At 39.5% G+C, this 12,914-nt stretch carries 13 protein-coding genes; 4 read left to right on the top strand and 9 right to left on the bottom strand.

Features of this window, described 5'->3' with window-relative positions:
• Window positions 1-31: 31 nt before the first annotated feature.
• The 4 genes from KK060_RS11670 to KK060_RS11655 all read right to left on the bottom strand — a co-directional run bounded on the left by KK060_RS11670 (window position 32) and on the right by KK060_RS11655 (window position 3,499).
• On the bottom strand, window positions 32-649 hold the full coding sequence (locus KK060_RS11670) for an alpha/beta hydrolase (protein ID WP_254153912.1): 618 nt from the start codon (window positions 647-649) through the stop codon (window positions 32-34).
• Between the two features lie 2 nt (window positions 650-651).
• A complete protein-coding gene (locus tag KK060_RS11665; protein WP_254153911.1) occupies window positions 652-1,602 on the bottom strand; it encodes a ring-cleaving dioxygenase in 951 nt (316 codons plus the stop codon).
• A gap of 271 nt (window positions 1,603-1,873) precedes the next feature.
• Window positions 1,874-2,806, bottom strand: coding sequence for a ring-cleaving dioxygenase (locus tag KK060_RS11660; RefSeq protein ID WP_254153910.1), 933 nt, complete (start codon window positions 2,804-2,806; stop codon window positions 1,874-1,876).
• Between the two features lie 105 nt (window positions 2,807-2,911).
• Complete coding sequence (locus KK060_RS11655) at window positions 2,912-3,499, bottom strand: Crp/Fnr family transcriptional regulator (RefSeq protein ID WP_254153909.1); 588 nt, start codon at window positions 3,497-3,499, stop codon at window positions 2,912-2,914.
• 178 nt (window positions 3,500-3,677) lie between these two features.
• Between KK060_RS11655 and KK060_RS11650 the strand changes: the two genes are divergently transcribed.
• From KK060_RS11650 to KK060_RS11640, 3 genes are all read left to right on the top strand, one after another.
• Window positions 3,678-4,214, top strand: a complete 537-nt coding sequence (locus KK060_RS11650; RefSeq protein ID WP_254153973.1) for a YceI family protein — start codon at window positions 3,678-3,680, stop codon at window positions 4,212-4,214.
• Window positions 4,215-4,291: 77 nt separating this feature from the next.
• The gene (locus KK060_RS11645) at window positions 4,292-5,002 is read left to right on the top strand and encodes a pirin family protein (RefSeq protein ID WP_254153908.1); all 711 of its coding nucleotides are present in this window, start codon (window positions 4,292-4,294) and stop codon (window positions 5,000-5,002) included.
• 69 nt (window positions 5,003-5,071) lie between these two features.
• Entirely contained in the window at window positions 5,072-6,340 is a 1,269-nt protein-coding gene (locus KK060_RS11640; RefSeq protein ID WP_254153907.1) for an acetyl-CoA C-acetyltransferase, read from the top strand.
• Window positions 6,341-6,377: 37 nt separating this feature from the next.
• Here the strand turns inward: KK060_RS11640 and KK060_RS11635 are convergent, their stop codons facing one another.
• From KK060_RS11635 to KK060_RS11615, 5 genes are all read right to left on the bottom strand, one after another.
• On the bottom strand, window positions 6,378-7,385 hold the full coding sequence (locus tag KK060_RS11635; RefSeq protein WP_254153906.1) for a bile acid:sodium symporter family protein: 1,008 nt from the start codon (window positions 7,383-7,385) through the stop codon (window positions 6,378-6,380).
• Window positions 7,386-7,490: 105 nt separating this feature from the next.
• On the bottom strand, window positions 7,491-8,144 hold the full coding sequence (locus tag KK060_RS11630; RefSeq protein WP_254153905.1) for a response regulator: 654 nt from the start codon (window positions 8,142-8,144) through the stop codon (window positions 7,491-7,493).
• Window positions 8,145-8,152: 8 nt separating this feature from the next.
• Window positions 8,153-8,527, bottom strand: coding sequence for a response regulator (locus KK060_RS11625; RefSeq protein ID WP_254153904.1), 375 nt, complete (start codon window positions 8,525-8,527; stop codon window positions 8,153-8,155).
• The gene (locus tag KK060_RS11620) at window positions 8,520-10,919 is read right to left on the bottom strand and encodes a PAS domain S-box protein (RefSeq protein ID WP_254153903.1); all 2,400 of its coding nucleotides are present in this window, start codon (window positions 10,917-10,919) and stop codon (window positions 8,520-8,522) included. Before KK060_RS11620 ends, KK060_RS11625 begins: the two co-directional genes overlap by 8 nt.
• A gap of 199 nt (window positions 10,920-11,118) precedes the next feature.
• Complete coding sequence (locus KK060_RS11615) at window positions 11,119-11,982, bottom strand: sigma-70 family RNA polymerase sigma factor (RefSeq protein ID WP_254153902.1); 864 nt, start codon at window positions 11,980-11,982, stop codon at window positions 11,119-11,121.
• A gap of 341 nt (window positions 11,983-12,323) precedes the next feature.
• Here KK060_RS11615 and KK060_RS11610 point away from each other — a divergent pair.
• A partial coding sequence (locus tag KK060_RS11610) for an NAD(P)/FAD-dependent oxidoreductase (protein ID WP_254153901.1) occupies window positions 12,324-12,914 on the top strand: 591 nt, incomplete at its 3' end.

Genomic DNA, 12,914 nt, shown 5'->3' with positions numbered 1-12,914 from the left:
TTAGGAGCGAGTACCAGCAAAAAGCATACAGCTAACTAAAAACAAGCTTGTTCGCATTCTCAATTTCGTCAGGAATAATAGTATGTCCCATGTTAGCATATACCTTCTCTGTTACAGAAGCGTTCATTGACTTTAGAATGTTAGTACTCGCATAAACCCTCTCGACGGGTACGTGCATATCCGGATCACTGGTACCAATAAACACGGGCGTCCCTTCAAAGTCTCCCTTATAATTCTCCGTGTAAATCTTATCGCCTATAAGCCCACCGGTAAATGCAACAGCTCCTCCCCACTTACGTGCATTGCGCGTTACAAACTCAAGCGTAAGACAAGCTCCTTGAGAAAATCCAGCAAAATAGATATTCTCAGAAGCAATACCGGAGGCGTTAATATCACTAACAATTTCACTTAACAACGTTATTGCTCCCGAGAGCCATGGTTCGTTTTGTGAAGGCGGTGCAAGAAATGAATATGGATACCATGTATAATTAGTAGCTTGAGGGGCTATGATAGCATAGTCTTTAATGTTTAAATGTGAAGACAACCCGATTATATCCTCTGCTGTTGCGCCTCTTCCATGAAGCATAATCAGAGCCTTCTTTGCATTATTGATTGACTTTCCTGCTATTACAATTTCTTTCTTATGCATAACTATTTATACTTTTCTAAATCAAGTTTTACTGGTTTTAAGCTCTTCTGAATTTTCTCTCTATCCTTTTCAAACCATGCTGGCAGTTTTAAGGCCTCTCCTAACTTATCTTTTTCCTCATCTATGGTAAAACCACCATCTGCTGTTGCAATTTCAAAAAGAACTCCACCGGGTTCACGGAAGTATATTGACTTGAAATATTGCCTGTCAAGAATAGGTGTAGGATTTAACATCCTGTTTTTTATCTTCTCCATTACTGCAGTTTGTGTTTCAACATTTGGTGTACTAAAAGCAATGTGATGAACTGTGCCACTTCCATTTCTACCTTTTAAACTATCAGGAGCACAAAGTATATCAACATAGTTCCCAGGAGCGTTATTCGCTGCAAACCTGAATCTATTTCCCTTTTCAAGTACCAGCTTATGGTCAAGTTGTTCGGTAAGAATTGCCGCAGTGCGTTCATAGCCTTCTTCCCATATCTCAACACTATAAAAGCCTTTTATAGAGTGTGCTAATGGAATGTGACCATAGGTAAATCCTGGTCTTGAGTCTCGGTCGTTAAAAACCAGTTCAAGACCAAGTCCATCAGTATCTTCAAAATAAATGACAATCTCGTTTTCGAATCGCTCTTGCGGTTCTTTAAAGTTAATTCTGAATTTCTTTAAACGTTCCATCCAATAGTCCAAAGAAGCAAGAGGAACAGAGAACGTTGTCGTATTTAAATACCCATTACCATGTCTCCCTTTAATTAAACCACTATAGGGAAAAAATGTTAGAATACTTCCTGGATGGCCAAGCTCATCCCCATAATAAAAATGATAGACATCCTGCGCATCGAAGTTTACTGTTTTCTTTACAAGCCGTACCCCGAGTATACCTGTATAGAAGTCGATATTGCGTTGGGCATCAGAGGCAATTGCTGTAACGTGGTGAATTCCTGTTATTAGTTTCATATCGGTTATCCTATTTATATTCCTTTTTTCGTTAAATAATCTAAAAGCAAGACATTTTTAGACATGTATAGCTATAGAGCCGCTACGGAGTAGATTCTATGGATAATCAGTGCAAATTCGGCGAAATTAGGCTGTAGATGCGGTGTTTCTTCGAAAAATGGCGCTTTTTCCCTAGCACTTCCGTATCAATACCCTACCACCACTGAATCACCACCATATACACATGGTTCTTTCACCGAAACCAGACCGATGTTTACCGCTCCCTGTCCCCTTACAGAACCGGGAGGACTTTCTCTATCTCAGCGCGGTGTTGCTCGTATTGTGCGGGCAGCTTCAAGTTGGTGCCAAGTTCACTCACCCGCTCATCGATATCGAAACCAGGGTTATCTGTTGCAAGCTCAAATAGTACCCCTCCTGGCTCTCTGAAATACAGCGAGAAGAAATAGTTACGGTCTATCTTTGGTGTTATGCCCAAACCCTTGCCTACTATTTTTTCGCGAAAGGCCATCAGCGTGTTTTCATCTTTAACCCTAAAGGCAATGTGGTGTATCGTACCTCCTGCATTTACCGCTGGCAGTTCGTGTGGTGCGTGAATCAGATCAACGATAGATGCATTTGCTATCGCTTCCGTTTGAAATCTGAATCTGTTACCTTCTTCAGCTACAAGTTTATAATCAAAAATATCAGTAAGAATTTCTGCTGTGCGTTTAATGTCTTTTAACGTTAGTGCTATGCTATGGAAACCTCTTGTGGCAACTGCACCATTTACTTCATTTGTTTCCCACGGTTTACGTGTATCTGTTTTGGAAGGGATAATTAAATTCAAGTGTAAGCCATCAGGATCTGTTATAGAAATATAATCTTCACCAAAGCGCTTTCCCTGTTGAAGTACACTTACATTATGTTTTTTGAAGTGCTCAATCCAGAAATCCAAACTCTTATCAGGAACGGAATATCCAATTTCCGTTGCCATGCCTGTTCCGGTTCTACCTTTTGTTATTCCTTCCCATGGAAAAAATGTAAGTATCGTCCCTGGTGTTCCTACTTCATCACCGAAGTAAAAATGATAGGTACCCGGATCGTCAAAGTTTACTGTCTTCTTAACAAGCCTAAGCCCTAACACTTTTGTATAAAAGTCGTGATTACGTTTTGCATTGCCTGCAATAGCCGTAATATGATGTATACCTAATATCTTGTTTTCCATAGCCATTGTTTTTTGTTTTCTAATAATGATAACGTAAAACTACACACAAGGGCTAACCTAAAACCTTGAACTAGGTTAAGAAAACAACTGGCACGAAAAGTACTTCTACGCGGGCTTACGCGCCATGCGGCCTCTTATCTTACTTAAAAATTCAGGCGTTATTCCTAAATAAGATGCTATGGTATGAAGTGGGGCATATTCAAGTATGGAGGAATATTTTTTCATAAATTCGAGGTAGCGTTCTTCAGCAGTAAGGCTCAGGTTATTAATAAGTCTTTGCTGGCTCGCCACTAGTGAATTCTCTACTATGATTCTGAAAAACCGCTCGAACTTAGGGACCTTTTCATAGAGTAAGTGCTGATTTTCCCGCGACAACATGAGTACTTCAGAATCAGCAAGAGCTTCGATGTTAAGGATACCTGGCTGTTGCGATATCAGGCTATACATATCTCCAATCCACCAATCTTTGATGGCAAAGTTTATAACGTGCTCAATACCCTGCTTGTCGATTGTAAATCCTTTAAGCGCTCCACTAACTATAAATGTTGAATGTTTGCATACTTCACCTTCTTTCAAATGCAGTTCCTTTCGTTTGATAAACCGAGACTCAAGCATGGACAAAAAGAATTGTCTTTCAGCATCATTAAGGGTAATATGCTTTGATACATTTTTAAGGATGAGCTCGGTGTTCATGTATAAGATTGAGTCGAAAATAAGACTTTACAATATTAATAAGGAATTCTTTCAGATAAACTGCCGTTTACCGGCTTTTAAGTTTTTCATTTCTTAATCTAGTTCAAGGAATTTATCCTTTCAAGCAGTGTTATTTTGTAGTACGTAATAACAAACAACATATATGGAAACATCAACAATAACCACAACAAAATGGGCTTTAGACCCAACACATAGCGAAATTGGATTCAGAGTAAGACACATGATGATCACCAACGTATCTGGATCATTTCAATCATTTAATGTACAAGCTTCCACCAATGGCAATGATTTTACAACAGCCAAAATAGAATTTACTGCAGATGTAAGTTCAATTAATACTAATAACCCTGATAGAGATAATCACCTAAAATCAGGCGATTTCTTTAATGCAGACAAGTATCCTCAACTTAAGTTTACATCTACCAAAGTAGAGAAAAAAGGTGATGATAACTTCGTAGTACATGGTAATCTTACCGTAAAAGATGTAACAAAACCAGTTAAACTGGACGTTGAGTTTGGTGGTATTGGCAAAGACCCTTGGGGTAATGAAAAAGCTGGGTTTACTTTATCCGGAAAAATAAACAGGACTGAATTTGGCCTTAACTGGAATGCGGCACTAGAGACTGGCGGTGTACTTGTTAGCGAGGACGTAAAGCTTTACGCAGAAATACAGCTGGTTAAGCAAGCTAGCTAATAATCCTTTTCAGGCCCAGCCATATTTGCACTGCAATGGGTGGGCTTTTTCTTTTGTTCTTTTAAATATATCAGCTGATGAGATTCCATCTGTACAAATCAAACGAACGAGGCGTTAAAGACCTTGGTTGGCTTAAAAGCAACTTTTCATTTAGCTTCTCTAACTACTACGATCCATTAAAAAATGGATTTGGGCTATTGAAAGCGCTAAATGATGACTTCGTAAAACCTAATAATGGTTTTGGACTTCATGCGCACATGAATATGGAGATTATTTCCATTATGCTTGCAGGCTCAATGAATCACATTGACTCAATGGGTTTCAAGGAAGTTGTTAAAAAAGACTGGGTTCAGATTATGAGTGCGGGGAGTGGGCTTCGTCATGAAGAGCACAATGTAGGAGATGAGGAAGTAAACTTTCTTCAGATCTGGATAGAGCCAAAAATTCAAAATATAACTCCTAGATATCAGCGAAGATATTTTCCTGAAGAGAATAGATTAAATAAGTTAGTCACGATAGTAAGTAATGAAGAGGGGCAATCACATTGCTGGATTAACCAGAATGCAAAGTTATCGCTAGGATATTTCCAAGCGGATAATGGCCTATCTTACTCCTGGAATCACATAAATAAAAGCGTGTTTATTTTTAACATCTCAGGGTTGATACGCGTTGAGGGCAAAGAACTAAAAGAGCGCGATGCCATTGGTATTTGGGATACTGAAAATATTGAAATTAAAACCGTCACTGAAAGTCGATTTCTCATTATAGAAAGTCCTATAAATCATTGATATCTTTGAACATTTGCTGCTTAGCATTTGTTACTTTTGTGTATAGATTAAATAGCAAACCTCACGCACATGCAAGCAAGAAAAGTAGCTGTCATTGGTTACAACAGAATTCCCTTTGCAAAACACAACACAGCCTATGCAAATGCAAGCAACAAAGATATGATGACTGCCACATTGCAAGGCCTTGTAGAAAAATACAACCTTCAGGGCAAGTTGCTGGGTGAGGTGGCAGGTGGCGCCGTAATAAAACATACACGTGAATTTAACCTGATGCGGGAAAGCGTGATGGGAACTTCTTTAGATCCGGCAACTCCGGCCTGCGACATTCAGCAAGCATGCGATACCGGGCTGGAAGCAGCAATCTACATAGGAAATAAAATAGCACTAGGCCAAATTGAAGTAGGTATTGCAGGTGGTGTTGATTCAACAAGTAATGTGCCCGTTGTAATTACCGAATCTTTAAGAAAAATACTATTAGAGGCACGCAGGGAAAAGACTGTTACGGGCAAGATTAAGAAATTCCTAAAAATCCGGCTTAAAGATCTTGCTCCGGTTGCTCCTGGTATTGATGATCCCCGTACAAAGCTCTCCATGGGAGGTCATACAGAAATCACCGCAAAGCATTATGGTATTTCCAGGGAAGACCAGGATGCGTTTGCCCTGGAAAGCCACCAGAAAATGGCGAAGGCGTATGAAGAAGGATTTTTTAAAGATATGGTAACACCCTATCTCGGTCTTGACAGAGATAATAACGTTAGAAAGGATACAAGCATCGAAAAGCTTTCAAAATTAAAACCTGCGTTTGACAAAGAACATGGAACGCTTACTGCGGGAAATTCAACTCCTTTTACAGATGGCGCTTCCTGTGTTTTACTTGCCAGTGAGGAATGGGCAAAGGAACATAACCTGCCTGTACTTGCCTATATTACGTACGCAGAAGTTGCAGCGATAGAATATGTAAAACAGAAGCAGAACCTTTTATTAGCTCCTGTCTATGCTTCTGCCAGGATGCTGCAAAAGGCAGGGCTTAAGTTACAGGATTTTGACTTTTACGAAATTCATGAAGCCTTTGCTGCGCAGGTGCTTGCTACCTTAAAAATCTGGGAAAGCGAAGAACTTATGAAGCCATTTGGATTCAACTATGCACTTGGCCCTATCGATCGAAGCAAAATTAATGTTAAAGGGAGTAGTCTTGCTGCGGCACATCCTTTCGCTGCTACCGGTGGCAGAATAATTGCCACCATGGCCAAACTACTTCATGAAAAAGGATCTGGAAAGGGATTTATCTCGGTGTGTGCTGCCGGAGGACAAGGCATTACCATGATTATGGAAAAGTAATGCGTTCATACGTTTAAGGTAGTAGAAACGAAATTCTTTATACGCGTTCCCTAATTGCTTTATCTTGCGCTGCCAAGCGTTGAGCAATTGCACTTCCTGCTAATAACTGAAGTGCATGGTAGAGCATTAACGGCAAGAGAATAACACCTAGCGCGCGCGGATCCGGGAAAAGAACTTTTCCCATTACAGCACCCTGCACCAGCGACTTTTTAGAACCGCAAAATATTATCGTAATCCTATCCTCTCTTGAAAACTTTAACAGGTTAGATAACAAGTTCATGAAGGCCACCATCACCAGAAAAAAGCCCAGCATTAACATACCCAACAGAATAATTTCTATGAGCGAGTGGTTCCTAAACATATTTCCGTAAAATGATTCAGCGAAAGCAGTATATACGATTAACAAAATAATGAACTGATCGAAATACCGAAGCTCATTTTTAAACCTCGATGCCCAATTACCCAACCATTTATGTAATGAGAACCCTAGTATAACGGGAACAAGAACTTGCAGGCAAAGTTTGATCACCACATCATTTAAATCAGCAGCGCCGCCTGTCTCGTCAATAAAGGAACTCATCCACAAAGGCGTTATGAAAACACCTATGATACTGGATATGCTTGCATTAAATATTGCTGCGGGTAAGTTACCTCCTGCTATTGAAACCATAACTACGGATGACGAAACTGTCGATGGCAAAGCTGCAAGGTAAAAAGTACCCAACCACAACAACTCGTACTCGCCATCCAGCAGAAAGGAAAATGCAAGAACAACAAGCGGAAAGAAAACAAAAGTGGTTGACTGAATTAACATGTGAAGTTTCCAGTTACTCAACCCTTCCTTCAATTGAGCAGGGCTTAACTTTACGCCATAGAAAAAGAAGATGAGGGATACTCCATAAGTTGTGATGGAAGAAAACGGAATAGGACTGTGCTCTGTACCGTAAAAAGGAAAAAGCCAGCCCAACACTACCATTAAAATAAGTGCGAGGAAAAAACCATTGAAACCCGCTTTTTCCAACTGTGCTATTAGTTTCTTATTCATTGCTGTTACTGCACAAAGAAAGAAAAACTAACAGACAAACAAACAATTAAATTCAGTTAACAGATCGACAAGATAACCCTTAGAGGCTTCATCATTGCTGGTCTTCTATACGTACTTCTTCTCTATTGCGTATTTAACGAGTTGTGCTGTATTTGCAACACCGAGCTTCTCCTGGATATTAAGCTTATGGGTTTCAACTGTTTTTGTACTGATGAAGAACTCTTCTGCAATTTGCTTCAATGCCTTTCCATTAGCGATTGAAACCAGAATCTCCTCCTCGCGTTTGGTAAGTCTTTCGGACTTAGATCCCCCTGATCTGCCTTCCTTTTTCTCAAGGTAGAAGTCTTCAAAGACCAAGGTGGTTACTTCAGGACTAAAAAATCTTTGTCCTGCGGCCACTACCTGTATTGCCTGCAGCAGTTGTTCTTTCTCGCCATGCTTGGGCAAGTATCCATCAATGCCAGCCTTTATACCTTCTACAACAAAGGCTTTATTTACCTCGCTTGATACTAATATAACTTTTGTTGACGGCATTTGTTCCTTAAGCCACCTGGTTGCTTCTATACCACTCATTCCCTGGAGCATAATGTCCATCAAAAACACATCGGGTTGCATCTCTTGAGAAAGACTAATAGCTTCTTCACCACTACTAACAGAAGTTAAGACCTCTACTGCCGGCGAGTTACTTAACAGGGAGACTAAGCCTTGTCTAAGTAAACCATGGTCATCAACAATTACTACCTTAACTTTGCTTTGCATTTACTTCGTTATTGCTGTTGAAAAATTTGATTAATGTATAACAAGATTTCATCTGGAGGACATGGCTTTTTGATGTATTTTGATACTTCTAAAGCGGAAGTAGTAACCTGCGTTTCATGCAAAGGCTTTGCTGAGAAGATCACTATAGGTATATGTTTAAATGCGTCAATGGTCCTTACCTGCGCTATAAATTGAAGTCCATCAATACGTGGCATCGCAAGGTCAGTAATGATAAGATCAGGTACTACTCCCCGATCGAGGTTTAATATGGCAGCCTCCGGGTTAAGGCACGCTATAACACGAAATCCTTCCATCGATAAATAATCGCTTAGGTTCTGTAGCAGGTCAGGCGTATCATCTACTATAAGTATTGTCTTATTCATGTGCTAAAGGAAGTGTAATTATGACCTCTGTACCCTTGCCTACTTCGCTTTCTACAGCGATGTCTCCTTGTAAAAGGTCAACGGCCTTTTTCAAGATAGATAACCCTAATCCTGTTCCCTGTATCGTATTTACATTACTTCCCCGTTGAAAAGGCTCAAAAAGTTTCTTCATATCTTCTACAGGAATGCCAATGCCATAATCCCTAACTTTGAAATAAATGCTATTCTTGTTATTCGACAAGCTCAAATCTACACAAGATGCTTCGGGTGAAAACTTAATTGCATTTGTAAGGGTATTAATGATAATGTTTCTTAACAATTTCTCGTCGGAAGTAATTGTTTCTATTTCAAGAGTATTTATTAGTTGAATGTGATGTGTCTTACCTGTAGTTTGTTCTACCTCCCGGCAAAGCCTGCTTATAAATTCTGGCAAATTAACATTTCCTAATCTTACCGGTATCTTTCCTGATTCAACCTTGCCAATAGTTAGAACATCATCAAGAAGATGTGTCATATAAGCAACCTGCTTCTCTATGTTATTTAGCTTGTCATCAATTTCTTTTGAACTGAGTTTATCCTTAAATTTTTTAATAAAACCAGAGGCAAGAACAATAGTAGATAATGGTGTTCTGAACTCATGAGAAGCAATGGATACAAACCTGCTCTTCATGTTAACCAGTTCCTTTTCTTTTTGAATGGCCTTATTCAGTTCCCGCGTTCTTGCCTGCACCATCCTTTCAAGGTTTTTTCTGTAGTCAATTAATTCTGAAATATCCTGCGCTACTATAATGGCGCCGTTTATACATCTTTCTATATCTCTTCGTGCTGATGCACTCAACAACAAGACTAATGTCTTATTATTTTTTGTGTTTATGGAAAGTTCAAAGTTGCTTACCGGGTTACCATCGAGTACCTCTGTAATCATCGCTTCGCAGTCATATCTGCTATCTGTTCCAACCAATTCATCAATCCAACGTCTACCCAAAATATCAGACTTAGAAATACCTGTTAACTGTGCTGATACTTTATTCCACTCATTGATATAGCCATTCCTATCAATGCCAAAGATAGGCACGTTAGCATTTTCAATAAGACTAGATAACTCTCTCGCTATTGAGGTTATCCTTGTTTCAAATTCCTTTTGTTGGGTAATGTCAGAGATTATTGCAATAATATTCTTCAGCTCGGCGCGGTTATTATACACGGATGTCATTTCAACTTTAGCCCAAAACTCCTTACCCTCCTTTGCATAATTTACTAACTCAGCCGACACGCCTTCTCCCTGTGCCGCTTTCCTATGCATCCACTCTACCTTAATGCTATCGGTATTAGAGCCGTAAAGAAAGTTTAAAGTTTGGTTTTTAATCTCATTCAGCTGATAACCCGTGATACGAACAAAGCTTTCATTAACCCATTCAATTCTGCCAGCATCATCCATAATTATCACAGCGTTATCTGTCTTACTGGCAACCAATGACAATTTTTGGATTTCTTCGACAGCACGCATGCGGTCAGTTATATCTTGCATTACACCTACCATGCGCTCAGGTGCACCATTGTTATCATAAATGATATAGGCGCGATCATACACATATTTATAGCTTCCATCTTCCAAACGGAAACGATAAACCCCGTCGCACTTATGATCTTTTAAAGCAAAGGAGTTACTTATCTGTTCACTGATCCTATCAACATCTTCAGGATGAATTCTCTCCTTCCACCATTCGGTATTAAATCCAATATTGCCGTCGTATTTAAAAACTGTATACAATCCATGATTCCAGATAATCGTATCAGTCTTCAAATCCCAGTCATATACTGTATCATTAGTAGCTCTTGACAATAACTCGTATCTTTCATAAGTACTGCTGTAGTCCGCAACCTCACAACCACTTCTGACTTGTAAGGGATTCGTCCTTGCCCTCAGTACTTCAACCGCTTTACTATTTTCTAACCTGCTAAATCCTTTGTCCTCTCCCTTTAACCTTCCTTTACGAATAATACCGAAATCATCCTCACCTGCCGCCTGGATTGATTCCGCTATAATTTCAGGCAAGCGCTGCATCGCAGTTTTCAGAACATAATCTTTTGCTCCTAGTTTCATTATTTCTACCGCAAACTCTTCAGATACAGAAGACGTAACAAGAACAAAAGGAATTTTAAGGCCATTAGCCTTTACAAGCGCTAACGCCTCACGTGAATGAAGGTCTGGCACAGCATGATTCGCCAGAATAATATCAGGATTAAAAAAGGAAATCGCGTTCAAGTACTCGCTCCTGTTACTTGCCAAAAAAATATCAAACTGAAACCCCGCGTTCTCCAATTCTAGCGACAGGTTTTTTGAATCGTTCTGGTTGTACTCCAGGTGAAGTATTTTGAGGCGGTTTTTCATAGACGTAATGAAACTACCAACCAGGTGGTTGGTCATTACAGCCTCGCAAATTCGCTAATCCGCATCCTAAAAAATCTTATTTTCATTTATGATTAATACTTAAGTCAGGAAAACTGAAAACCTCCATAACAGGTAGAAATAAAAATCCCTGGCGTTTTAGCGCCAGGGATTATCAGATATCTTATTTGTATACGAATACTTAGCCTAGATATGCTTTCAAAGTTTTGCTTCTCGAGGTATGTCTTAACCTGCGTGTTGCTTTTTCTTTAATTTGTCTTACACGCTCTCTTGTTAAATTAAAGCGCTCACCTATTTCTTCAAGTGTCATTGGCGCATTACCATCAAGCCCAAAATAGAAGGCAAGAACTTCTGCTTCTCTTACTGTTAATGTCGAAAGCGCTCTTTGAATTTCACGTTTCAAAGAATCTGCAATCAGATCAGAATCTGGCGTTTCTTCATTTTCGTCTCTCAATACATCGAGCAAACTGTTCTCTTCTCCCTGTGCAAAAGGTGCATCCATAGATACGTGACGGCCTGATACTCTGAGGTTTTCAAGTACTTCCTCAGGCGTTAAACCCACAACTTCTGCAAGTTCTTCATGAGAGGGCTCGCGTTGGAATTTCTGCTCGAGATCAGAGAAAGTTTTAGATATTTTATTCAAAGAACCTACGCGGTTCAAAGGCAATCTCACAATACGCGATTGTTCTGCAAGACTTTGCATAATGGATTGACGAATCCACCATACCGCATAAGAAATGAATTTAAATCCCCTTGTTTCATCAAAACGCTTAGCTGCCTTAATCAATCCAAGGTTACCTTCGTTGATAAGGTCTCCAAGGGTAAGGCCATTGTTCTGATATTGTTTTGCCACCGATACAACAAATCGCAAATTAGCCTTTGTCAGTTTTTCAAGAGCAACCTGGTCTCCTTCTCTTATACGCTTTGCCAGCTCTACTTCGTCTTCAGACGTAATCAAATCTACCTTTCCTATTTCCTGTAAATACTTGTCGAGTGACTGGCTCTCCCTGTTGGTAATTTGCTTACTAATCTTAAGTTGTCTCATGTTGTATTTATAATTGGAGTTTTAAATTCTATAATGCTGATAATAGCCAATCTTTCGATCTGACTTATTTTTTATGGCCATTTCAGGTAGTATAATGGGCATCACTGACAAAAGCCGTTAAAGATACAATAAAAAATTGATTCTTAGGTTTTCAAACGGGTCTGTTGTAGTATTTGTTCCTAAAAGGCGTCTTTATTATTTAAAAAAGTTTAAAAATGCCAGCCAACAGGTGTTAGTATGCCTGAAACCTCTAAAATTCATCCTTTTGTAAGATTATAAGTTTGTGGGAACGAGATTTATGGGCTATTCATAAACGGAATTATTCCTTTTAAAATCTTTTTATGGATGATCAGGCAAAAAAAATAGTTGTAGTTGGTGGCGGATTTGCAGGGCTCAATTTTGTTAAACGCCTTGCTAATGACAATCGCTTTCAGATTACGCTTGTAGATAGCAATAACTATCACTTCTTTCCTCCCCTTCTCTACCAGGTTGGGATGGCTTTCATTGAACCTTCAAACATTACATACCCTTACCGCAGGCTTTTTCAGAAGAAAAGTAACATTCGTTTTCACCTGGGATGCTTCGTAAAAGTAAATCCGGAAAACAACTCGGTGGAAACGGAAACCAGTGTGCTCTTTTATGACTACTTGGTGCTGGCGGTTGGTACAGAACCGAATTACTTCGGAATGGAAAACGTGAAGAAAAATGCGTGGCCGTTAAAGACGATTAATGATGCAACTAACCTGCGAAATCATTTATTACTTAACATAGAAAAGGCCATACGAACAAAAGATGTTGAAGAAAAGAAAAAGCTGCTGAATGTAGTCATAGCAGGTGGTGGCCCTACAGGTGTAGAAATTGCAGGTATGATGGCTGAGCTGATCCAGAAAATTGGCCCTAAAGAATACCCGGAAATTACACCAGGCACCTTC

Source organism: Chryseosolibacter indicum (genome assembly GCF_018598585.1).
GTDB lineage: Bacteria > Bacteroidota > Bacteroidia > Cytophagales > Cyclobacteriaceae > Chryseosolibacter > Chryseosolibacter indicus.
This window is presented reverse-complemented; position numbering and strand designations above follow the sequence as displayed.